The organism is Chloroflexota bacterium (assembly GCA_035652535.1).
GTDB lineage: Bacteria > Chloroflexota > UBA6077 > UBA6077 > SHYK01 > DASRDP01.
On the sequence record DASRDP010000104.1, the window covers coordinates 13,264 to 36,621 of the forward strand.

General features: G+C 69.2%; 18 protein-coding genes. 8 read left to right on the forward strand and 10 right to left on the reverse strand.

Going from position 1 to position 23,358, the window contains the following annotated elements; genetic code table 11:
* Positions 1 to 24: 24 nt before the first annotated feature.
* Together selB and VFC51_12645 are read right to left on the reverse strand one after the other, a co-directional pair.
* Positions 25 to 1,968, reverse strand: coding sequence for a selenocysteine-specific translation elongation factor (gene selB / locus VFC51_12640; protein HZT07873.1), 1,944 nt, complete (start codon positions 1,966 to 1,968; stop codon positions 25 to 27).
* A 4-nt stretch (positions 1,969 to 1,972) separates the two neighbouring features.
* Positions 1,973 to 3,643, reverse strand: a complete 1,671-nt coding sequence (locus VFC51_12645) for a M14 family metallopeptidase (GenBank protein ID HZT07874.1) — start codon at positions 3,641 to 3,643, stop codon at positions 1,973 to 1,975.
* 17 nt (positions 3,644 to 3,660) lie between these two features.
* On the opposite strand from VFC51_12645, the gene VFC51_12650 reads away from it, so the two are divergent.
* Positions 3,661 to 5,799, forward strand: coding sequence for a S9 family peptidase (locus VFC51_12650; GenBank protein ID HZT07875.1), 2,139 nt, complete (start codon positions 3,661 to 3,663; stop codon positions 5,797 to 5,799).
* A gap of 70 nt (positions 5,800 to 5,869) precedes the next feature.
* Here the strand turns inward: VFC51_12650 and cysS are convergent, their stop codons facing one another.
* The gene (gene cysS, locus VFC51_12655) at positions 5,870 to 7,048 is read right to left on the reverse strand and encodes a cysteine--tRNA ligase (GenBank protein HZT07876.1); all 1,179 of its coding nucleotides are present in this window, start codon (positions 7,046 to 7,048) and stop codon (positions 5,870 to 5,872) included.
* Between the two features lie 178 nt (positions 7,049 to 7,226).
* Here cysS and VFC51_12660 point away from each other — a divergent pair, with 178 nt between their 5' ends.
* Positions 7,227 to 7,688 carry an Hsp20/alpha crystallin family protein gene (locus VFC51_12660; protein ID HZT07877.1) on the forward strand — a complete coding sequence of 154 codons (462 nt, stop codon included), beginning with the start codon at positions 7,227 to 7,229 and terminating at the stop codon, positions 7,686 to 7,688.
* 52 nt (positions 7,689 to 7,740) lie between these two features.
* Here VFC51_12660 and selA read toward each other — a convergent pair whose 3' ends face one another.
* A complete protein-coding gene (selA, locus tag VFC51_12665) occupies positions 7,741 to 9,132 on the reverse strand; it encodes an L-seryl-tRNA(Sec) selenium transferase (GenBank protein ID HZT07878.1) in 1,392 nt (463 codons plus the stop codon).
* Positions 9,133 to 9,236: 104 nt separating this feature from the next.
* On the opposite strand from selA, the gene VFC51_12670 reads away from it, so the two are divergent.
* The 4 genes from VFC51_12670 to VFC51_12685 are packed head-to-tail and all read left to right on the forward strand — an operon-like array spanning position 9,237 to position 14,320.
* Complete coding sequence (locus tag VFC51_12670; protein HZT07879.1) at positions 9,237 to 11,447, forward strand: glycosyltransferase family 9 protein; 2,211 nt, start codon at positions 9,237 to 9,239, stop codon at positions 11,445 to 11,447.
* Complete coding sequence (gene waaF / locus VFC51_12675; GenBank protein ID HZT07880.1) at positions 11,444 to 12,601, forward strand: lipopolysaccharide heptosyltransferase II; 1,158 nt, start codon at positions 11,444 to 11,446, stop codon at positions 12,599 to 12,601. The genes VFC51_12670 and waaF overlap by 4 nt, the downstream gene beginning before the upstream one ends.
* Positions 12,602 to 12,645: 44 nt before the next feature.
* Complete coding sequence (locus tag VFC51_12680) at positions 12,646 to 13,779, forward strand: glycosyltransferase family 9 protein (protein HZT07881.1); 1,134 nt, start codon at positions 12,646 to 12,648, stop codon at positions 13,777 to 13,779.
* Positions 13,769 to 14,320: a hypothetical protein gene (locus VFC51_12685; protein ID HZT07882.1), complete on the forward strand. Its 552-nt coding sequence runs from the start codon at positions 13,769 to 13,771 to the stop codon at positions 14,318 to 14,320. The genes VFC51_12680 and VFC51_12685 overlap by 11 nt, the downstream gene beginning before the upstream one ends.
* 27 nt (positions 14,321 to 14,347) lie before the next feature.
* Here the strand turns inward: VFC51_12685 and VFC51_12690 are convergent, their stop codons facing one another.
* The 3 genes from VFC51_12690 to VFC51_12700 are packed head-to-tail and all read right to left on the reverse strand — an operon-like array spanning position 14,348 to position 16,262.
* Positions 14,348 to 14,680: a hypothetical protein gene (locus tag VFC51_12690; protein ID HZT07883.1), complete on the reverse strand. Its 333-nt coding sequence runs from the start codon at positions 14,678 to 14,680 to the stop codon at positions 14,348 to 14,350.
* 23 nt (positions 14,681 to 14,703) lie between these two features.
* Positions 14,704 to 16,044, reverse strand: coding sequence for a DUF2851 family protein (locus VFC51_12695; GenBank protein HZT07884.1), 1,341 nt, complete (start codon positions 16,042 to 16,044; stop codon positions 14,704 to 14,706).
* Positions 16,041 to 16,262: a helix-turn-helix domain-containing protein gene (locus tag VFC51_12700; protein ID HZT07885.1), complete on the reverse strand. Its 222-nt coding sequence runs from the start codon at positions 16,260 to 16,262 to the stop codon at positions 16,041 to 16,043. Before VFC51_12700 ends, VFC51_12695 begins: the two co-directional genes overlap by 4 nt.
* Before the next feature lie 129 nt (positions 16,263 to 16,391).
* Between VFC51_12700 and VFC51_12705 the strand changes: the two genes are divergently transcribed.
* A complete protein-coding gene (locus tag VFC51_12705) occupies positions 16,392 to 17,540 on the forward strand; it encodes an FAD-binding oxidoreductase (GenBank protein HZT07886.1) in 1,149 nt (382 codons plus the stop codon).
* Between the two features lie 2 nt (positions 17,541 to 17,542).
* Here VFC51_12705 and pheA read toward each other — a convergent pair whose 3' ends face one another.
* Positions 17,543 to 18,652 (reverse strand): prephenate dehydratase, encoded by a 1,110-nt coding sequence (pheA, locus tag VFC51_12710; GenBank protein HZT07887.1) that lies wholly within the window; start codon positions 18,650 to 18,652, stop codon positions 17,543 to 17,545.
* Between the two features lie 156 nt (positions 18,653 to 18,808).
* On the opposite strand from pheA, the gene ligA reads away from it, so the two are divergent.
* Complete coding sequence (ligA, locus tag VFC51_12715) at positions 18,809 to 20,845, forward strand: NAD-dependent DNA ligase LigA (protein ID HZT07888.1); 2,037 nt, start codon at positions 18,809 to 18,811, stop codon at positions 20,843 to 20,845.
* Here the strand turns inward: ligA and VFC51_12720 are convergent.
* Positions 20,842 to 22,407, reverse strand: a complete 1,566-nt coding sequence (locus VFC51_12720; GenBank protein HZT07889.1) for a ferredoxin--nitrite reductase — start codon at positions 22,405 to 22,407, stop codon at positions 20,842 to 20,844. The genes ligA and VFC51_12720 overlap by 4 nt on opposite strands.
* A 25-nt stretch (positions 22,408 to 22,432) precedes the next feature.
* Entirely contained in the window at positions 22,433 to 23,284 is an 852-nt protein-coding gene (locus VFC51_12725; protein HZT07890.1) for a formate/nitrite transporter family protein, read from the reverse strand.
* Positions 23,285 to 23,358: the final 74 nt, after the last annotated feature.

The following is a 23,358-nucleotide window of genomic DNA, read 5'->3' on the forward strand; positions in this document are numbered from 1 at the left end:
TCGGTCTACCGCGAGATCGGACCCTTACGCGCCGATGGTGGTCGCCGCGGGGGCCCCGCGCGCGCTCAAGATCCGCTCGTCGCCCACGCGGCGCGTGATCTTCTGGTCATCGAGGTGTTCGAGGAGCGCGAGCGCGTACCGGCGGCTCGTTCCTAAAACGTCCCGGACCTGCGCGACGGTCACACGGCCGGAGGACGCCAGGGCAGCCAGGATTCGCGCCACCACCTCGTCGTAGGTGGACCGCGCGTACACCAGGTCCTGCGCCACTTCGACCAGTGTTCCACGATCGATGAGCGCCTGGATTACTTCGTCCGAGACGCCATGCGCCGCGCGAATCTCCGCTCGATTCGGCGGCGCCACGCCAAAGCCTTCGAGCGTCGACACCAACGCTTGCGCCGCCCGCTCCTCATCCACGGACAGCGTGACGGAGAACTCCGGAAGTCGCGCGCGCGGCCCATCTTCGGCCAGTGTTCCGTTTTCCAGCAGGCGTCGCTCGATATGGGAAAACGCCCGGGCATCGAGTCCCAGCCGCTTACGCAGCTCCTCTATCGGCATACCACTTCGCAAGCGATGGGCGACATGGTAGCCTCGAAGCTCCGTCACGACGCGCTCGGCGAGGTGCGACCACCCACCGCTGGAGATCACCAGCGAGGAGCCGGTCAGCTCTTTTTGCGCTTCGTCCGACGCCTGGCGGTCGAGAACCACAACAGCGCCCTCCTGGACGAGGGGCGCCAGAAGACCCTGCATCTCCGCAACGCTCTTCGAGGAGCGGCGCGCCAGCTCAGCCACATCAGCCGGCTCTCGCTCCTGAAGCGTCTGCAGCGCGATCTCTTCGGGAGTGCCCCGCTGCAGCACGGCCAGCTGTCGAAGAACGCGCTCCTGCATGCGTCGGTGGCGTTTCGGATGGTCGTCCACGATGGTGCCGCCGCCCACGGTCGCGCTCGGCGAGGGAAGGCGCAGAATGAACGGGTCCGACCGGGCAACCGCGAGGGGTCGATCGAGACGAATCTGCGCCCAGGATGTCTCGCCGGGCCCCAGCTCCGGGCGGTCGAGGAGAGACACGCGGCCCATCGCCTCGGCCGCGCCGGCGTGAAACGTGACGCGTGCATTGTGCGGCAGCGGCCTCTCTGCGTCGGCGACGGCGCGGAGCTGGACGTCGACGACGCGCGTTGCCTTCAGCCAGCCGGGCGCCGTGACGACGTCGCCCCGTTCGATCTCGTCCGTGCCGATCGACGAGAGGTTGATGGCGACGCGGCTTCCGGCGGGAGCACGATCGACCTGCTTTCGATGCGACTGGAGGCCGCGGATGCGCGCCCGTCGCCCGCTCGGCAGGATCTCGACCTCGGCGCCCACCTGCAGCTCGCCGTCGATCAATGTGCCCGTGACGATCGTCCCGAACCCCGACATGGTAAACACCCGGTCCACCGGAAGCCGTGGCAACCCGGTCTGTCGGCGCTGGCGCTCAGTGGCCAGCAGCGAGTCCAGCTCCTGACGGAGATCGTCGAGCCCGCGGCCGGTCGTGGAGGACACGGCGACCAGGCGCGCGCCGGCCAGCGTCGTGGGGGCGACGGTCTCTTCGACTTCCACGCACACCAGCTCCAGCCACTCGTCTTCGACGAGGTCGCACTTGGTGATGGCTACGACGCCGCGGCCGATCCCAAGCAGATCGAGAATGGCCAGGTGCTCGCGCGTCTGGGGCATGACCCCTTCGTCGGCCGCGATGACCAGAAGCGCAATGTCGATTCCGCCCACCCCAGCCAACATGTTCTTGATGAACCGCTCGTGGCCCGGGACGTCGATGACGCTCGCCTCCTGACCGCTGGGAAGGCGCAGCCATGCGAAGCCGAGATCGATGGTCATGCCGCGCTCTTTCTCTTCTCGGAGGCGATCTGGATCAATGCCGGTCAGCGCCCGGATCAGCGTCGACTTGCCATGATCGACGTGCCCGGCAGTCCCAATTACGCGCATCCGGTCATCCCACTCGTGCCGCGCGCCGTGACCGCCCGGCCGACAATCCGGCGAGGGGGAGACGCGCCGGCGTTACGAGCCGAAAGGCCGGGAACGGGTCACCCACGCGGACGTGGCGGTCGAAGAACTCCCAGCGCGCGAGTCCGTCATCGCTCTCCGGCTCCAGCAAGTACACGACGAGGTTTCCGAGTCGCTGGGCCGTCGGGACGACGAGGGCGCCGGCCTCGAAGCGAACCCGCTGCCGTTCCGCGCGCACGGCGAGCACCGTCTCGAATCGCTCGATGCCGGTACAGATGTCGGGGCTGCGCGTCTTCTCCATCGACAGCACGACCGCGGCTTCCACGTCTAGCTCAACCGGGGCGGCGAGGGCGCCGACCTCCACATTGTGCTGGCGGAGCTTCTCCGTGATCTCGGGCCGCGTGACGATATAGGCGTATGGCCGCTGGACCGCGACGGTGGGGATGAAGCGCGCGAAGTATCCGGCCCGGTAGGTCACAATCCGCCGACCGGGGATCCGCCGACGGCGGATGGAATCGCGATCGTACGCGAGGATCTCCGTGTCCTCGAGCCAGTGCACCGGCCAGTCGAACACGAGCGATCCGTCCCGATCACGGCGCGCCGCCCCATAGTTGATCCCCACCAGATCGTCGGGCTGGGGGTTGCGCCCGGCCTCGATGGTCTCGCGTTCCGCTCGCTCCGCCGTCTCGATCACCTCCATCGCGTGCTCGGCGATGTAGCGGAAGATCTCGACCAGGTAGGCGGAAATGGTCTCGACCCGGCTTCGGAAGTCGATATACGAGTACGTCTCGAGGAGGATGTCGAGCCGGCCGGTCAGTCCGCGGTACTGGCTGCCGAAGCGCGGGAGGCCTGGGTAGGTCTCCCAGCCGCTGCTGGGGTCGTTCTGATCTCGATAGTTCCCGTAGAAGAAGCCCCGTCGACCCGTGGAGGCGAATACCGCGTCGGCGACGCTTGGGAGCAACCGCGTGCGCACGTATTCGATCGGCGCGGGATGCCCGCTCCGGGGGCAGTGCGCCGTGTCAAAGGTCAGGTCGTACGCGTGGATTGATCCGTCCGTCGTGTGGCAGTCGACGAACACGTGCGGCCACCACTGACCAAAGAACCGCGACAAATGGTTCGATTCGATCGCTTCCTGCTTCATGTAGTCGCGATTCAAATTCCAGCCCTCGCCCGTGTTCCGTGTCCCCACGCCTCCCGGGGGGCCGATCTGCCCTTCCAGGGCCTGGAGGTCCAGCTTTCGATTCTCGGTGGAGATGCGATCGTTGCCATCGGGGTTGAGGATCGGGATCAAAACGAGGGTGAGGTGGTCGAGCAATTCGCGGTAGGCGCGAGTACGCTGGTCGCGCGGGCGCGTCGCATCGCGAATGAAGGCGAGGAGCGCCTCCTTCCCCTCCACTTCGCCGGCGTGGATGTTCGCGATGACCATGACCACGGGTAGACCGGCCCGACGGGCCGCGGCAGGCGTGAGGGCGCGGTTCCCCGAGAGAACCACGAACGGGATGTCGCGCCCTTCGGCCGACCTGCCGATCGTTCCAACGCGGATCAGATCCGGGGCCCGGCGCCGAGACTGGCGGAGAAAGTCCATCACGTCAGCGTGGAGCGAGGTTTCCCGAAACCCGGTCCGTTCGGCCTTGGTGAGGATGGAGTCGGAAAGCATCACGTCTATAATACGTCGTGTCCGAGCAGCCAATTCCCCGGCGTCTCACGCTCGACGCCGTCGCCCACTACCCCCGCCCAGGCACCAGCGCGCCGGCTCACATCGCCTTCTCGCCAGACGGGCGGCTCCTCACCTATCTCTACAGCGAGCGGGGCGACCTCGTGCGCGACCTGTGGGCGCTGGACCTGGAGACGGGTCAGCGCCACATCCTCGTCGCCGCGGGGGCCACGCCCGACTCGGACGACACGGTAAGCCCGGAGGAGGCGCTCAGGCGCGAGCGCCAACGCGTGCGCGAGGGCGGGGTGACGAATTACCGATGGGCGGATGAGGCGGACCGGCTCGTCCTGATCCTGGGCGGGCAGCTCGCGGTCACATCGAGCCGCGGCGAGGCCCCGCGCATCCTCGCCCGCGCGGCAGATCCAATCGAGGATGCCCGGCCCACGGCGGACGGCGCGCACATCGTGTTCGTTCGCGGGCGCGACCTGTGGACAGTGGACGTCGAGGCTGACACGAGTCGGCGGCTGACGAGCGACGCGAGCGAAACGATCTCAAATGGAGTCGCCGAGTTCATCGCCCAGGAGGAGATGGGCCGAAGCGAGGGGTTCTGGATCGCTCCCGACGGCCAACGGATCGCCTACACCCGGGTCGATGAGGGACACATCCCGGCGTATCCCATCGTCCATCAGGGGGGCGACGCCTGGCGCGTCGAGTCGCACCGCTACCCGTTCGCCGGTGCCGCCAACGCGCACGTGCGGCTCGCGGTGCTTCCGATCGCGGGAGGAAAGACGCGCTGGCTCGACTCGGTACCGGACGATCGGGGCTACCTCGCGCGGGTGGACTGGCGCCCGGATGGATCATTGGCGGTTCAGGTCGAATCGCGTGACCAGCGCCGTCTCGATCTGATCCTCGTCGATCCCGCGAGCGGCGAGCGGTCCACTCTTCTGACCGAGACGTCGCCATCCTGGATCAACCTCCACCGTGACCTACGATTCCTGTCCGATTGCTCGTTCATCTGGTCGTCGGAGCGGACCGGCTATCGCCACCTGGAGCTGCGTGGGCCGGACGGGAGTCTCGTGCGCCAGCTCACCGACGGCGCCTGGCCGGTCGACGCGCTGGTCCACGTCGACGAGGCGCGCCGGACCGTCTACTTCGTCGCCGGCCGCGAGAGCCCGCTCGGCCGAGACCTGTATGCGGTGTCCCTCGACGGAGGAGCGATCACGCGGCTCAGCGACGGCGTCGGATTTCACGGCGCTTCGTTCGCCAAGAGCGGCCGGCAATACGCGGAAACCACGGAGTCGCGAGATCAGCCACCGCGGGTCGTCATCCGCTCGATCGACCGTCCGTCCGACATTCCGGTGCACGACCCGCCGTCCGCGGAGGCTTGCGCGCCAGGGCTGGTGACACCGGAGATCGTCGAGGTGTCGTCGCGTGATGGAGCCACCTTGTATGGCTCCCTATATCGGCCAAGGGGCGTCCAGTTTCCCGCGCCGACGATCGTCTCGGTCTATGGCGGACCGCACGTCCAGTCGGTCACCGACACCTGGGGAATGACCGTGGACCTCCGCGCCCAATATCTCGCGTCCCTGGGGTTCCTCGTATTCAAGCTGGACAACCGCGGGTCCGCGCGGCGAGGACTAGCATTCGAAGCGGCCATCGAGCGGCGGCTGGGGACGATCGAAGTTCAGGACCAGGTCGACGGGGTACGGTGGCTCGTGGCAGAGGGTCTCGCGGACGCGCGGCGAGTCGGCATTTATGGCTGGAGCTACGGCGGGTACATGGCAGCACTGTGCTTACTGACCGAGCCGGCCGTCTTTCGCGTGGCCGTGGCGGGCGCGCCCGTCACGGCGTGGGATGGCTACGACACCCACTACACGGAGCGGTACATGGGCACCCCGTCGGAGAATCCCGAGGGGTATGCCAGAGGCTCGGTGCTGACCCATGCGTCGCGTCTTGAAGGGCGCCTCATGCTGGTGCACGGAATGATCGACGAGAACGTCCACTTTCGGCACACGGCCCGACTCGTCGCGGCCCTCGAGGCGGCGGGCAAGGCGTGCGACGTGCTCATCCTTCCCAACGAGCGCCACATGCCCCGTGACGAGGCCGGTCGTCGCTACGTCGAGGAGCGCGTGGCGGCATATTTTCTCGAGCACCTGTGAGCCAGAAGCCGCCGGAAGCGCCGCGCGCGGACGCGTCGCGCGCCTCGGCCAAGAGGCCGACGAGTTGCCGTCAGTCGAGGCGGAATCCGACGATCTGGAGGAGGGAAGCGAGGAGGTCGCGGTCGCCGGGCTCTGACGCCTCGGCTACCAACGCCGCCAGCCCGTGTATCGCGGCCAGGGCGCGCGGCGTGTCCAGGTCCTCGTCCATAGCGGCGAAGAAGGCGTCGCGATATGTCAGCGCGCGATCCGAGGGAGAGCCGCCGCGCGGGCCCTTCAGCGCATGGACGACGGAGCGCCAGCGATCCGCCGCCGCCTCGAGGTCGTCGGGTATGTATTCCAATCGCTGGCGGTACTGTGTGCCGATGAGATAGTAGCGCAGGGCATCGCCGCCGTAGACGGGGAGCAGATCGCGCGCGAACGCCATGTTGCCCTTCGACTTGCTCATCTTCTCCCCGTCCATCCATACGAGCCCGACGTGTACCCAGTACTGACAGAACGGACCGACGCCACTCGCCGTCTCGGACTGGGCGATCTCGCTGCAGTGGTGCGGAAAGATAAGGTCTTCACCGCCGCCGTGGATGTCGAGACGGGGGCCCAAGTACCGGTTCGCCATGGTGGAGCACTCGATGTGCCATCCGGGTCGCCCGGGGCCCCAGGGGCTCTCCCACACCGGCTCGCCCGGACGCGCAGCCTGCCAGAGCCGAAAGTCGAGCTGGTCCTCCTTGTTGGGATCATCGGGGTCCTCGCCCGTGTCGCGATGGGCCTGGAGCATGCCCGCGCGATCGAGGCCGCTCATCGCCCCATAGCCGGGGAACCGCGCGGCGCGAAAGTAGACCGACCCGCCCCGGGGATACGCCATCCCCTTCTCGATCAGGCTCGTGATCGTCGCGATCATCCCCGGGATCTCCTCGGTGGCGCGCGGGTACACCGTGGGCATGATGACGTTCAGGTCTTCCAGGTCGGCCAGGAAAATCTTCACGTACCGGTCGGCGAGCTCCCGGTAGTCCATCCCCAGGGCGTTGGCGCGCTCGATGAGGGGATCGTCGACATCGGTCACGTTCTGGACGTACCGAACCCCATGGCCGAGATAGCGGAGGTAACGCTGGAGCACGTCGAACACCAGGTAGGTTCGCGCGTGCCCCAGGTGAGTGGTGTCGTAGGGTGTCACGCCGCAGACGTACATCGTGACTGGTTCTGCACGGGGACGGACGGTCTCGAGCTCGTGGGAAGACGTGTTAAACAGGCGCATCGATGCTCGCAGTTGGGGATTGGCCGACGGGTCATGATAGCACGCGCCAGGTCCAACAGTCCGACGCCAACAATATTGACAGTATGACTATAAAGACTCTTGACATTGACGGCGGCCATTGCTATATTGGACCTGAAAAGGGGTCGAGAGCCCCACCACACATCGAGGAGGACCGACGATGGCGAATCTCGTGCGCTGGGACCCGTTCGGAGAGGCTCTGAGCCTCAGGCAGGCAGTCGATCGGCTGTTCGAGGATGCCTGGGTTCGCCCGTGGCTCGGCCACGCGACCGATGGGGTAGCGGCACCACCCATCGACATGTACGAAACGGGTGAAGATCTCGTCGTGACCGCCTCCCTCCCGGGCGTCAAGCCGGAGGACGTCGAGATCACGGTTCAGGGTGAGGTGCTCACGATTCGGGGTGAGGCCCGAGACGATGAGACCGTGAGTCAGGAGGCATATCATCGGCGCGAGCGCAAGTACGGGCGGTTTACCCGCCAGCTCGCCCTTCCGACGCCGGTCGACAGCACCAAAGCCGAGGCACACTTCGAGCACGGCGTGTTGAAGCTGCGCCTCCCCAAGATGGAGCAGGCGAAAGAGCGGCGAATTCAGATAACCAGTGCCTCGACGAACTCGCACTAGCCGAGCGTGACCCGTGAGCGGCCCGAGTTGTCGGGCCGCTTTTCATTTGTCGTCACCAGCTCGCGAGGGCCTCAATCGCATCGGCGACGAATTGATCCTCATTCGGCGCGATGGTTCGCACGTCCAGCAGCACGCGATCGTGGGCGACCCGGGCGACAATGGGCGGGGACCAGTGGCGAAGCCATTCGGCCACCTGTGCACACGAGCGCGTCGGGTGTTCGAGGGCCACAGCGAAGCTGGGAAGCACCTCGCCGGGAAGAGATCCGCCGCCAACCGCGGCCGTTGAGTCCGCCACGTGGGCAAACGGACTCCCCGCCGCCCGCGCGATCGCCGAGGCGCGAGCGCCGAGCTCGTCCGGCGTGGCTGAGATCATTCGCCACACGGGGATGGCCGTTTCCGCTTCCTGGCGCACGTAGTGCGCCAGGGTGGCACGGAGCCCGGCTAGCGTCACCTTGTCGGGCCGCAGCGCCCGCGTGAGGGGGTGCCGGGTGATGGCGGCGATGGCTTGCTCGCCGCCGACGAGGATGCCGGCCTGCGGCCCGCCGAGCAGCTTGTCTCCGCTGAAGCACACCACGTCGGCGCCCGCGCGCACGCTTTCCTGCGGCATGGGCTCGTGACCCAGTCCAAATCGCTCGGTGGGGAGAAGGCTCCCGCTCCCCAAATCGTCCACAAGGAGGCGTCCGTGGCGGTGCGCGATTGCCGCCAGATCCTCGATGCTTGCGCTGTGGGTGAATCCAACGACCCGGAAGTTGCTGGCGTGAACCCGGAGGAGGACGGCTGTCTCGTCCGTGAGGGCGGCGGCGTAGTCCTCCGCGTAGGTCCGATTGGTGGTGCCGACCTCGACGAGGCGAGCGCCGCTCTGGCGCAAGACGTCGGGGATCCGAAATCCGCCGCCAATCTCTACGAGCTGCCCGCGCGAGATGACAACCTCTCGGCCCGCGGCGAGCGCAGCCAGCGCGAGGAGCACCGCGCTGGCGTTGTTGTTGACGACCAATGCGGCTTCGGCGCCGGTCAGGGAGCAGAGGAGGTCCGACACGTGGCCGTGCCGGGAGCCCCGCGCCCCGCGTTGGAGATCGAACTCGAGCGAGCTGTACCCCTGCGCGAGACGCTCCATGGCGCGAATCGCCGCCGCGCTAAGCGGCGCCCGCCCCAGGTTGGTGTGGAGGATAATGCCGGTCGCATTGACGACCGGTCGCAGACTCGGCTCGTCGCCCCGCGCGAGCCGTGCGCTGGCATTGGCGAGGAGCGTCTCCGGACTCGGCGGCTCGCCGGTGGCGCGCTCCCGAGAGTCGGCCACGGCCGACCGGATCGCGTCAACGACGGTGGCGCGAGGGAACTCCTGGAGGAGTCGGCGCGCAGTCTCGGTCTCCAGCAGTTGGCCGATGCTGGGGAGCGAACGACGGGCGTCCTCACCCGTGCCGTCGCGTGTACCGACGTCTGCCACGAACCCTCCAGCTCCCCTTGGATGCGATTCTACGGAGGGCTGTGGCCCGCCAGCAACGAACCGCCGCGTTGCCTATACTCTGCGCGGCTGGAGTGTGGAGTCTCATGGCACCATCGGCGCGCGTGACCGTGATCGTGGTGACATGGAACGGCCGTGCGCACCTCGGCCCATGCCTGGACGCCCTCAGCCGCCAGACCCTCACCGATTTCGATGTGATCCTGGTCGACAACGGCTCGACCGACGGCTCAGCGGAATTCGTTTCCCAACACTTCCCCTCCGTCCGTGTCATCCGGAACGCGCGCAACCTCGGCTTCGCGGCGGCCAACAACATCGGCATCCGCGCCAGCGACACCCCCTACGTCGCCACCCTCAACAACGACACGATTGCGGAGTCCACGTGGCTCGAAGCCCTCGTGCGCGTCGCTGAGTCGCGTCCCGAGCTGGGCTCCGTGGCCTCCAAGATGGTGTTCGCTCACGACCCCACCACCATCAATTCGTGCGGCATCGCCATCGACCCGGCCGCCATCGCCTGGGACCTCTGGGGCGGATATCCCGCCGCGGCGGTCGACCAGCCCCGGACCGTCTTCGGCCCATGCGCCGGCGCGGCGCTGTATCGGCGGGCGATGCTGGACGAAGTGGGGCTGTTCGACGAGGACTTCTTCGCCTATCTCGAAGACGTGGATCTGGCCTGGCGGGCACGCCTCCGCGGCTGGGACTCCGTGCTGGCGCCGGACGCGATCGTCCACCACGCCCACGCGGGCACCCTTGGCGAGGGGTCGCCGACGAAGCGCTTCCTGCTGGCGAGGAACAAAGTCTGGACCATCGCCAAGTGCGCCCCGTTCGCCCAGCTGCTGCGCTGGCTTCCACTGATGCTGATCTACGACGCCGGCGCCGCGTCGTTCGGCGTCATCCACGGGCGGGACTGGGCCTCCGTGCGCGGCCGGCTCGCCGGCCTCCGAGGCATCGGACGAGCGCTCGACAAGCGGCGGGCAATCCAGGCCCGCCGCTCCGTTTCGTGGGCGCGCCTGCGCCCCCTCTTCGCGCCCCTCGCTCCGCCCTGGGACGTGCCCCGACGGTATCGCCACCTCGTGGCGCCCCCTCGGTCCGTTGGTCCACCGGACCATCGTGGGCGCCCCGCGGCCCTCCGCGACAGAATGCGCCAGCCCTTGCTCGACGCCGCCGGGCTCGCCCTGCGGTCGTCAGGGAAGCGGGCGTCACAAGGCGAGCCGCGCGTGGTGGTGCTGCGGCCCGACCACCTGGGCGACGTGCTCCTATCGCGGCCGGCGCTCCAGCTGCTGCGCGACAGCCTCCCCCCGAACGCTGTAACCACGGTGGTGGGACCGTGGAGCGCGGCGGCGCTCGAGGGCACCGCCCTGCGGGTGGTGACGTTCGCCTTTCCCGCGTTCACGCGCGCGCCCAAGCCGAATGCCCTGGCGCCGTACGCGACGCTCCTCGCCCTCGCGACGCGCCTGCGCGCCGAGCGGTTTGACGCGGCGCTCGTGCTGCGGCCCGACCATTGGTGGGGTGCGCTTGCCGTCGCCCTTGCCGGCATCCCAGTGCGGGTTGGCCATCGAACACCCGGAACGGCCCCGTTCCTCACCCACGCCGTGAGCGACGGAGACGGGGAGCACGCGGCAGACACGGCCCATCGCGCGGCGCTCGCCCTGCTCGCGGCTCTGGGGCGGGAGGCGTCCGCCTGCCCGGACCGACATGTCACCGTCACCTACGCTCCGCGACCGGCAAGCGCTCGCGCGGCGGACGCCTGGCTCGCGCGGGAGGCGATCGATGCGGACCGCTTCATCGTTGTTCACCCGGGCGCGGGCGCAGACGTGAAGCTGTGGCCTGCCAAACGGTGGGCGGCCCTCTTCGCGGCGCTGCCAGACCCCGCGATCGTCGGGCTCACGGCCGGTCCCGGCGAGGAGACTCTCCGGGAGCAGGTGCGTCTGCAATGCCCCCGTCAGCTCCACGTCGCGCCGCGGCTCGACTGGGACGGCCTGGCCGCGCTCTACGCGAGGGCCAGACTCGTGATTGGTGTCGATAGCGGACCCCTGCACCTCGCGGCCGCCGTCGGAACCCCGACGGTTCGGCTCTACGGTCCCACCGATCCCAGGTGGTATGGTCCGCGCGGCCAGGGCACCGCGCACGAGGCGATCAGGTCCGAGCTACCGTGCGCTCCCTGCGGTGACCTCGATCATCCCCCGTGCGGGTTCCGCTTCGATGCGCCGTGCATGGCGTCGATCTCGGTCGAGGCCGTCGCAAGGGCCGCCGACGCGCTCTTTCGGCTTCGGGCCTCGGCCTCCGGACCATTCAGGTGAGCGTAAAAGGGGCGCTCAAGAAGTGCGCCCTCGCTGGCGGACTCGTCGCCGCATCTACGTTCGGGGTTTGGGCCTGGGCGACGGGCGTGCGGCGGCGTCCGACCGCGCGGGACGTTCGGCGCATCCTCGTCATTCGCCTGGATTTGATGGGCGACGTCGTGTTCTCGCTGCCGGCCATCGAGCTGCTCGCGGAACAGTACCCCGAGGCCACCGTCGACGTCCTGGTCCTGCCCTATACGGCGCCCCTGCTGCGCGGCGTCGCGCACGTCCGGCGGATCCACACCCTCGACGTCAATCAGTTTCGACGTCCCAGTGGCTGGCGTCGTGCCGCGGAGCTGATCGCGTGCATTCGCTCGCTTCGAGCGCAGCGGTACGATCTGGCGATCGGCCTCTCCGGCCTCATGGGCGGCGTATTCGCGGCGCTCAGCGGCGCCCGCTGGCGCGCCGGCTATGCGGCGGAGACCCTTCCTGGCTGCTACAACCTTCGCGTGCCAGGCCGTCGCTATCGCGAGGCAAAGCACGAGGTGATGTACTGCGTCGACCTCGTTCGCGCGATTGCCGGAGGACCGGCGCGCGACGTGGCCCCGCGCCTGTCGCCCGCCACGCCGGAGCGGCCGCCGGCATCGCCCTACATGGTCCTCGTTCCGGGCGCCAACAACGGACGGGCCAAACGCTGGCCGCCCGCCTACTGGGCCGCCCTGGCCGATGCGCTCGCGACGACCTCCGAAGGCGAGATCGTGCTCGCCGGGTCGGAATCCGAGGGCAGTTTGGCTCGGGAGATCGCGACGCTCGCCCGCTGCGCAATCGTGAATCGCGCAGGACAGACGTCGGTCGATGAGCTGGTGTCGCTCCTGGCCGGCGCCCGGGTCGTGGTCGCCGGAGACACCGGGCCCCTCCACGTCGCCGCTGCCCTCGGGCGCCCCGTCGTGGGGATCTTCGGCCCGACCGATCCGGTGAACACGGGTCCGCTGGGATCCGCGTCCACCGTCGTGCGCCTCGGCCTCACCTGCAGCCCCTGCTACGACTTGCGCAGCCCCGCGGACTGCAAGCTGCCCGATCGCAGCACCCGGTGCATGTGGGGACTCGACCCATCGACCGTGGAGCAGGCGGTGCGAAACGCGCTCGCCACGGCGCCCTCCGCAGCGCACGGGTGAGCGGATTTTGCCCGACCTCGGGAGGAGCCTGTACCCTCTCCGATATGCGGCACATACTGGTCGTCAAGCTCGCCGATCTCGGTGACGTGCTCACGGCCACCCCGGCGCTCCGCGCCCTTCGAAATTCCTTCCCCGGCGCGCGCATCACCGCGCTCGTCACCCCGCACGCAGCCCCGCTCCTTCAGCCGAGCAGCGCCGTGGATGAGGTCATCACCTTCCCCAAGGCCGCGTTCGACGACTTTCGATCCGTCCTCGGCCCGCGCAGTGGCCCGCGGTCGCTCGCCGCCGCCCTGGGACTCGCGGCCCGCCTGCGCGCCGGGCGGTTCGACGCCCTGGTGCTGCTCCACCACCTCGTCACGCCGGTCGGGGCGCTGAAGTATCGGGCGCTGGCGCGCGCGACAGACGCGCCGGTCCGCGCGGGCCTGGACAATGGGCGCGGCGCGTTTCTCACCCACCGCGCCGCGGACGCGGGCTTCGGGGCGCGCCATGAAGTCGAGTACTGCCTCGCGGTGGTCGAGGCGCTTGGAGCGCGCGCCGAACGGACGCCGATGGAGATGTCGCTCAGTCCGTTTGAGGCGGACGAAGCCGCGCGGCGCTGGCAGCGGCTCGGCCTCGATCCATCCGACGTCGCGATTCTTCATCCGGGGTCGGGACGGTACAGCCTGGCCCGACGGTGGTCGCCAGAGCGCTTCGCCGCCGTGGGCGACGCGCTGGCGAGCGATGGGCTGCGCCCGGTCCTGGTGGCCGGCCCGGGCGAGGAGGCGCTCGCTCGGGAAGTTCAGCAGGCGATGCGATCCCCCTCCTCCACCCTCTCCGGTCTCGACGTGCGGGCGCTTGCCGCCTCGATGCAGGGCACCCGAATCTTCGTGGGGAACGACAGCGGCGTCATGCACCTGGCGGCCGCGGTCGGTACGCGGGTCGTCGCGGTCTTCGGCCTCTCCAACCATCGGGCCTGGGGCCCATTTCCACCGGAGGCCCACACCGTGGTCCGCCTGCCCCTCCCGTGCAGTCCCTGCTTCTACACGGGCCATGGCCTCGGCACGCCGCAGGGCTGCGCGTCGCGCGCGTGCCTCACAGACCTCCACGCTCAGCTCGTGATCGACGCGGCCCGCCGGGCCGTCCGGGGCGAGCCGGATCCGGCGCCCGTCGCGACGGGAGGCGAGGCCAGTGGCGCCTGAACCGGGCAGCGTCGCCCCCGTCGAATGCCCACGCCACCGGAACGTCCGGACCTATCTCCGGTGTGGCCGCTGCGGCGCCGCTATCTGTCCCAAGTGCCTGGTGCACACGCCCGTGGGTGCGCGCTGTCCGACGTGCGCGCGACCGGCCGGCGGGTTGCCGAGCCTGGGCCTCCTCGTCTACGGCCGATCGATCGGCGCCGGCGTCGGCGTCGGGGCCATGTGCGGAGCGTTTCTGGCCGTCATTCAATTCGGCGCGCTGGCATTTCTCCCCATGCTGCTGATGGGGTTTCTCGTGGGCGAGGCGGTCTCCGCGGCCGGCCGCCGGCGGCCCGCCCGCGAGCTCGCCGTCATCGCCTTCCTGTCCGCCGTCGTGGGACCGGTCGCCGGTCGCGCCCTGGTCTTCTGGCTCTTGACGCCGATTGCGGACCCCGCCATTCGGGCGTCGTTCGCGCTTTCGGCGGCGTTTCAGGCCTTGGGGGCCTTCGGCGTGCTGCTGGCGATCGTCGCCGGCGTCATCGCCTCGTCGCGCGTCAGCGGGTGACGAACCCCGCGCCCGTCAGCCGGGCAGTCAGGAGATCGGCTGCGCAACCGGCCGCTCCCTGGCGTTCGCCGAGCCCGCCGGACGCGCATCGGCCTCGCATGGATCATCATCGGGGACGCTCATCGGGCTCGGGCGACGCCAGCACGCGCGCGCGGCGGACATGCATCGAATCTGCTCGTCGGCGGTGAGGGGCGGGGTCCCCATGAGGCAGACGATTTGGTACAGAAGACGGCAGCCATCGTCGCCGGGCTCTTCGGGTCCCGACCACCGCTCGCGGTAGTGAACGCACGCGCCCTTGTGGCGCCGCCAGTTCGGGTTGTCCTGGATCGTGTCGGTCGCCTCGCAGCGGAGTTTCGGCATTCTACCACACGGTATTTCGGCGCTCATCCGGTCGCCAGGCGGCCACCGCCAGCGGGACACGCCTCGCACGCGCGAGCGTCACACCAGCCCCGGTAGATCGCAATCAAACCCTGCTGCCGGACCGCGGTCATGCGCACGACGCGCGCATGGGGACCGAGGATCTGGCTCGCCATGTGGCGCGTGATCTGGTTGCTCGCGAGGGGCGCATGGGCGAGGAGCGCGTCCGTCGCCGCCGCGGCGAGCGCCTCATCGCCGGATCGGCGAGCTGTCGCCCCGACCCAGGGCAGGAGGACGTTCACGACGATGTCCGCCGCCCGCTGCCGTCCGATGAGCGCGCCAGGGCGCGCGAGGGGACGCGCGAAATCCGCGTGCGCCCGCCAGTAGTCGCCCTCGCCGGTCCGAAGGAGGAGGGCGTCGAGCCCGGCCGCGGCCTTCCCGGGCGCGCGCTCTGTCAGCAATGCGCGGACGTGCCGGTCGAGCGGCCACCGAGCGACGTCCGCCGCGAGAGCGGCCGCGGCCGCGACCCGGCGCGCCGGGTGATTGACGGGCCGGACGCCCACCCACCGCCACCCCAGCCCCCGCCTGGGTCCGGAGCGCCGCGCCTCGGCCCACGCGCGCTCGATAGCTCGCGCGTAGGCATCGGCGCCGACGCCGACGCCGCGCTGCGAGGGAAGGAGGCCCGCTTCACCGAAGAGCAGCGCATCCAACAGCAACGGATCGCACCGCGCGGTGAACTCCGCTTCGTGGACGCCGATGCGGTCGGCCAGGAGCCGAAAGGGGGAAGAATTCGCGGAGTATCCCAGCGCCCCGAGCACGCCCGCCCACAGAGCCTGTTCCTCGCCGACGATAGCGATGTCCGCCTCCAGTCTTGCGCTCTTGGCCTCGATGCGAGCCCGCCCAGCACGGTCCAGGAGTTCAGCGGCCTCGGCAGGGGACAGGCAGGCGTGGACCGCTACGGGCGCCGCGCCAGACTGCCAGCGCCCAAGCTCCGCACGCAGCCACCCGGCGGGATACTGATCGGCGAGAGCCACCTCGGGAATCCCGCGCCCGTTCGCCGTGACCGCGCCCTGGCGCGCGTCGAGATGGAGCACGACGTGGAGCACCGTGCCCCCATAAACAGGGTCAGCGCCGTGCCCGTGCTGAACCCAGCCGCCCGACCGCGTGTGGACCTCGACGTCTCCGCGCTCGACGCGGCCATCGATGGTAACCACCGCGCCCCGAAAGTCCGGGCCCCAGCTCCCATACCGCCGCCCCGGATAGATCACGTGAACCTGCTGACCATCGCGAGCGCACAGCGAGCGGCCAACCTGGCGCTGCCAAAGCCAGGCGACAAACGCCTCCGGCGCGCGGAGCAGAACCGTCACGACGGCGGCCCTTCGCCGCCGATCGGGGGCTCGTCTGGCCGCGCCAGGTCGCCGTAGGAGACCCCCGCGCGCTCGGCCACGATGTCCAGGATCCGGACCGATGCGCCCCGCGGCGCATACAGCCCCGTCTCCCAGTCGCTGACCGTCTGCTGACGCACGCCAAGCTGCTTCGCGAATTCCTGCTGCGAGAGCCTCAGCGAGCGGCGCAGTCTGCGCACGGTCTCCGCCCGCCACGTTCGCCCGAGATGGCGACCCATGGCGGGAGTATACACGGAACCGTGTAACACGGCGCGGGCCCGCGGGGTCTGGAGGACGGTCGGATGTATGCTTGGCGGGGAGGGGTGCAGATGAGCGAGCGGGCCGACGTCGCGATTGTCGGCGGCGGTGTCATCGGGGCGAGCGTCGCATTCCACCTCGCCGAGCGGGGCATACGCGACGTCCTCATCATCGAGCGCTCCGCCCTGGGGTCCGGCTCGACGGGCCGCGCGGCAGGTGGCATCCGCCAGCAGTTCTCCACCGAGCTGAACTGCCGCATCTCCATGCTCAGCGTCGAGAAGCTCCTCTCCTTCGAGGAGACCACGGGCTGGGACCCGCGATTTCGCCAGGTCGGTTACCTCTTTCTCCTCACACGTCCCGAAGACTGGGCGCTCTTCCAACGCAACGCCGAGATGCAGCGGCGCCTCGGCCTCGACGTCCAGCTCCTCAGCGCGCACGCCGCGCAGCACATGGTGCCCGCGATCATGGTGGACGACGTGTTGGGAGCGACGTTCTGCCCGACGGACGGCCACGCCGACCCCACCCAGGTATGCCTCGGGTACGCGTCAGCGGCGCGCGCGCGAGGTGTGCGAATCCTATCGGGCACGACGGTGACCGACGTCGGGCTGGAGGGCGGCCGAGTCGCATTTGTCGAGACCGATCACGGCCGTGTCGAAGCGCCGTTGGTGGTCGACACGGCAGGTCCGTGGTCCGCGCAGATCGCGGCGCTCGCCGGCATCTCCATCCCGATCCAGCCCTACCGACGGCAGCTCTATTACATGGAGCGGCTGGCGACGATCCCGGAGTCAGCCCCGATGGTGGTGGACTTCGCATCGAGCATGTATTTCCGACCGGAGGGGCCCGGCATGCTGCTGGGCATGACCGACCGGAGCGAGCCCTCGAGCTTCAACATCAACACGGACGAGGCGTTTCTCGCCATGCTCGTCGAGCATGCCGTTCGCCGCGTCCCGGCGCTCGAGGGGATGCGCATCATCCGCGGGTGGGCGGGCCTCTACGACGTGACGCCGGACGCGAACCCCATCATCGGCCGCGTCCCCGAGGTCGACGGATTCATCATCTCGGCCGGCTTCAGCGGCCACGGGTTCATGCACGCGCCCGCCGTCGGCCAGCTCGTCGCCGAGATCATCGTCGACGGAGCGGCGCATACCCTCGACCTGTCGCCCCTGTCGCTGGACCGATTCACCGCGGGGACGATAACCGCGGAGCAGAACGTCATCTGACGTTAGGGAAGAGGCGCGGTCGGGAGCGTCGCCGACTCGTCCACCGGCCATGACCCGAGCACCTTGAGATAGGCGGAGAGCGCCTTCAGCTCGGTGAGAGCCTCCGCGATGACCGCGTCCTGCTCGTGGCCGGCCAGCTCGACGAAGAAGATGTAGTCCCACGCCCGCCGGCGCGAGGGCCGGCTCTGGATGCTGCTCATGTTCACGCCGCGGCGTGCGAACACGTCGGCCACGTCGCGCAGCGCCCCGACGTGGTCGCGGATGCTGAAGAGAATGGCCGTCTTGTCGCGACCGGTGGGCGCGCTCGATGCCGTGCGGCCGATCACGTAGAAGCGCGTGTAGTTCGCGGCTAGGTCCTGGATGTCGCGCTCGAGGATGTTCAAGCCGTATTCGGCGGCCGCGAGAGCGGGGCCGATGGCCGCGCCCGTCCGGTCCTCGGCGGCCATGATGGCCGCGCGCGCCGTGCTGGCGGCGTCCACGATCTCGCACCCCGGAAGGTTCCGTGCGACCCAGCCGCGACACTGCGCCAGGGCGACGGGAATGGAGTAGACCGTGCGGACCTCTTCCCTGCTCGCCGCTCGCGAGAGGAGTTGCATGGAGATCGGGAGCACCACCTCCGAGCACACGCGCACGTCGGTGTCGACCAGGCTATCGAGGGTGAGGAGGATCGCGCCCTCGGTGGAGTTCTCGACGGGCACGACGCCATAGTCGACGTGGCCGAGCTGCGTCTCGGTGAACACCTCGGGGATCGTGTCGAACGGCACGAACGTCGCGGACTCCCCGAACCGCTCGAGCGCCGCCTGGTGGGTGAAGGTCGCCGGCGGACCGAAGTACCCGACCCGAATCTCGCGCTCGAGCGCTCGGCACGCCGAGATCACCTGGCGGTAGATCGCCGCGAGGTGGGCATCGGTGAGGGGACCATCTCCCGCGAGCGCTCGTACGCGTTCGATGACGTCGCGCTCCCGATCGGGCGCGTACGCGCTCCGACGGGACGCCGTCTTGGTCGCGCCGATCTCCACGGCGATGCGCGCCCGCGCCTGCAAACGGCTCACGATCTCCGCGTCAAGTCGGTCGATGCGCTCGCGAGCCTCACGAATCGTTGGGTCGTCCACGGGCAACTCCGTTCGCGTGCATCCCAGTATAGTGGCCCCGGTCGGCCAGACCCGCCCGTGGACGGGCGGCGCGCCATGCCAGCAGGGCATTCGCGGGCATGACCAGGTCAGGCCGGGTTGTGTATGTTCTACACATCCCGAAGCGGTGAGCGCGAGGTGCGAAAGACGACGGACATACCGGCTGCCCAGAAGCGGGTCGAGGAGCTGCGCACCCTCATCAACTATCACAACTACCGCTACTATGCCCTCGACGCGCCGGAGATCTCGGACGCGGAGTACGACGCCCTCTTCCGGGAGCTGCGGGACCTCGAGGCCAAGTATCCCGAGCTTGCTTCGCCCGACTCCCCCACGCAGCGCGTCGGGACCGCGCCACAGTCCGCCTTCGGCGTCGTGCAGCACCGCGTGCCGATGCTCAGCCTCGGGAACGCCTTTTCGCGCGAAGACCTCACCGCGTGGTACGGCCGCGCGCGCAACCTGATCGGGCGCGACATTCGGGATTTCGTCCTCGAGCCCAAGCTGGATGGCCTCGCCGTGTCGATCCTGTACGAGAACAGGCAGCTCAAGATCGGCGCCACCCGGGGAGACGGCTTCCGCGGTGAGAACGTGACACCGAACGTCCGGACCATCCGCTCGGTCCCCCTCGCCCTGACCGCATCGGCGCCCCCGCTGCTGGAGGTCCGCGGCGAGGTGTTCCTCACGCGCGCGGCGTTCCGGCGAATCAACGACGAGCGCGCGAAGGAGGGACAGCCGCTCTTCGCCAACCCCCGCAACGCCGCCGCGGGCTCCCTGCGCCAGCTCGACCCGCGGATCACCGCGCGGCGGCCCCTCGACTTCATCGCGTACGACGTCGGCGCCGTGGAGGGCGTGCGCCTCCCGCGGACGCACTGGGATCTGCTTCAGCAGCTCGGGGAGTGGGGGTTCAAGATCAACCCAAATAACAGCCGCGCCGACAGCATTCAGGACGTGGCCGAGCAGTGCGAAGGTTGGGCCGAGCGACGCGACGGGCTCGCGTACGAGATCGACGGCGTGGTCGTGAAGATCGACGATCGCGCGCTCCACGAGGAGCTGGGATGGGTCGGACGCGAGCCGCGCTGGGCGACCGCCTACAAGTTTCCGCCCACCCAGGCGACCACGAAGCTCTTGGACATCGGGATCAACGTCGGGCGAACCGGAAGCCTCAACCCGTTCGCCGTGCTGGAGCCGGTGCCAATCGCGGGGGTCACCGTGAAGCTCGCCACCCTCCACAACGAGGAGGACATCGCCCGCAAGGACATCCGCATCGGCGACACGGTCATCGTCCAGCGGGCCGGCGAGGTGATCCCGCAGGTCATCGGCCCGGTCGTCAGCAAGCGGACCGGCGCCGAGCGTCCATTCACGATGCCGGAGCGATGCCCGGTGTGTGACGCCCCGGTCGTGAAGCCGGCGGGCGAGGCGATGGCGCGCTGCACGGGCGGGGCGAGCTGCCCGGCGCAGCGCTACGAGATGATGGTGCACTTCGCGTCGAAGCCGGCGATGGACATCGACGGCGTCGGCGAGAAGCTCGTCGCCGCGCTCATCCAGGCAGGCTTGATCAGTGACCCAGCGGACCTGTACCACCTGACGAAGGAGCAGCTGCTGACGCTCGAACGGATGGGCGACAAGAGCGCGGAGAACGTCCTGAACGCGATCGAAGCGAGCAAAGAACGGCCGCTCAGCCGCGTGCTCCACGCGCTCGGGATCCGCTACGTTGGGGACCGCACGGCCGAGATCCTCGCCGACCGGTTTGGATCGATGGACCGACTCCTCGCCGCGAGCGAAGACGAGCTGATCGACACCGAGGGGATCGGCCCGAAGATCGGCCGAAGCGTTTTCGAGCACCTCCGATCCGAACGCGTGCGGCAAATCATCGAGAAGCTCCGCGCCGCCGGCGTGAACATGGCGCAGCGGCGCGCCGAGGCGAGGGACCTGCCCCTCTCCGGCACTGTGTGGGTGTTCACCGGTCGTCTCGAACGATGGACCCGCCTGGTCGCCGAGGAGCGGGTGAAAGCCCTGGGCGGCGCGGTCGGAGACTCCGTGACCCGCAAGACGACGCACGTGGTGGTCGGGGAGGAGCCGGGGTCCAAGGCCCAGCGCGCGCAGCAGCTCGGCGTCCGGATCCTCAGCGAAGCGGAGTTCGAGGAGATCGTCGGGGCACAGCAACAAGATCGCGGTTAGGCCACGCCGCTCTCAACCGGCGCCGGTGCCGGCGCCGCGACATCCGCCGCGATCCGAAGCCCCTCCTCGACGAGCGACTCACCACGCCCGTGCGCGTGAGCTAGCCGCTCGATCACCGCGCCAATTTGATTGGCGGGCACCTGCGCCAGGACCCGCGTACCCGCGCGGGTCTCCGGGCCCGACGAACCCCCGACGAACACGTCGTAGACCTCGATCACCTCGCCGTTCACTCGCGCCTTGTCCCCCTGCACACCGATGTCCGCCACGTGGTGGTTGGCGCAGGCGGCGGGGCATCCGGACCAGTGAACCGTGATCGGGCGCCCAAGGCGCTGGCCGCCGTCGATGCTCCGTGCAACCCGGAGGGCCATCTCCTTGGTCTCCGCCAGGGCGAGGTCGCAGGTGCCGAGCCCCGTACAGCTCACGGTGCCTCGCATCGCGGGCGTGGGATCGGGGCGGAGCTGCTCGAGCAAGCTCTCGTTGAGGAGGCGGGGCAACAGCGCATCCGGCACGTGGGGGAGGATCAGGTTCTGGCCGACGGTGAATCGAATCTCGCCCCGCCCGTACGCGTCGGCCAGGTCCGCCACGGCCGCGATCTGCGCCGCCGAGACGCGACCGACCGGCGCGGCGAGCCCCACGCTGTAGCGACCGGACTCGCGCTGCGGCGCGACACCCAGGTGATCCGTGTGGAACCCGGTGCGCGCGTCGGCGCCGGCGCCCTCCAGTCGCCGCCCCAGCCGTTGCTCCAGCGCATCCCGAAAGCGCTCGACTCCCCAATCATCGACCAGGAACGCCAGGCGGGCGCGGCTGCGCGACGCGCGCGAGCCGTGGTCGCGAAAGATCTCGACGATGGCGACCGCGACGTCACACGCTTCGTCGCGGGTCACGAAAACGTCGAGCGGCCGAGCCGGCGTGAGCCCGCCGCTGCCGTTCTTTCCACCCACCATGACGTTGAACCCGGCGAGGAGCCGACCGTTGACGCGCTTCAGCGCGGGACCCATGCCGATATCCTGCGTCTCCAGGTGGAGGCAGTTGTCCATGCACGCGGTCATGGCCACGTTGAACTTCCGGGGAAGGTTCGAAAACGCCCGGTTGCCCAGGAACCGCGAGGTGAACTCCCGCGTGACCGGCGACGCGTCGAACAGCTCGTGCGTGGTGACCCCGGCGAGCGGGCAGCCGGCCACGTTGCGGATGTTGTCCATCCCTGTCTGCCGCGTGTCGACGCCGACGGCGCTGAGTCGCGCGAGGATCTCGGGCACGTGCTCGATGCGAAACCAGCGGATCTGCACCTGTTGGCGCGTCGTGATGTCTACCTCGCCGCGTCCGAACTCGGACGCGACCTTCCCGATGACGCGCACTTGGTCGCTGCTGGCGATCCCGTTCGGGATCCGAATCCGGAGCATGAAGAAGCCCGGGATGTGACGTCGGAAGAAGACCCCGTACCACTTCAAGCGCGTCTTGTCGTCGTCGGAGATCGCCTCCCAGCCCGCTCGGGCGTAGCGCTCGATCTCGGGCCAGACGTCAAGGCCATCACGCTCCTGCTTGATGCGTTCGAACTGGTTCATCGCGCTCGATCCTCCAAATGGTGATCTACGACGCCGCGAGCTCGACGTCGCTCGTGCGGGCGGGCGACGGCTCTGGCTTCGCCGCCGCGTTCAGGCGCTCGGCGGCGCGGGTGATCGGACTCGCGAGCCAGTAGAGTCCGCCGACCAGGCCAGCGCCCCCGATGACGTTGCCGATCGTCACCGGCAGCAGGTTCTGCGCGTATCCGACCCAGGAGACCCCGTCGCCGTGGGGTTGAAACAGGGCGATTCCCATGAGGGTCATGTTGGCGATGCTGTGCTCGAACCCGGCGGCGACGAAGGCGAAGAGGCACCAGAAGATCAGCACCAGCTTGGCGGCGTCGCCGATGGGGCGCATGGCGCACCAGACGGCCAAACAGACCAGCCAGTTGGCGAGAATGCCCCGCGCCACGGCGGCTCCGAACGGGAGAGCCATCTTGCCGGCCGCGACGGATTCGACCAGCGCCCTCTGCGGATCGCCGGCCAGCACGCCGGACTGCGCCACGAGCCACGCGAGCCCGAGCGACCCGATGAGATTGCCGACGTATGAGGTGCCCCAGATCGCGGCGAGCTGGCCCCAGGTCGCCCGCCCCGCCAGGGCGCCCGCCATGAGCGTCATCGCATTCCCGGTGAACAGCTCGGACCCCGCGAAGATCACGAGGGCCAGCGCCCCTCCGAACGACGCCCCCATGACCACCTTGAGCATCGGGGAGCTGGCGGCGGAGAGCGGTCCCCCGACGACGAAGATGAATGCGATCCCAAGACCGACGTAGGCGCCGGCCAGACATGACAGGATCAGATACTGGACGACGGAGCGACTCAGGAGCGCGGCTTTCTTTTCCGCGGCTGCCATCACGCTGCCAAGGGTTTCTTCGATCACGGCGCATCTCCTCCCGCTGGTGGGCTTCGACAGAAAGAGGGACGCCCGAGGCGTCTCCAAATCGGATTCGCTCG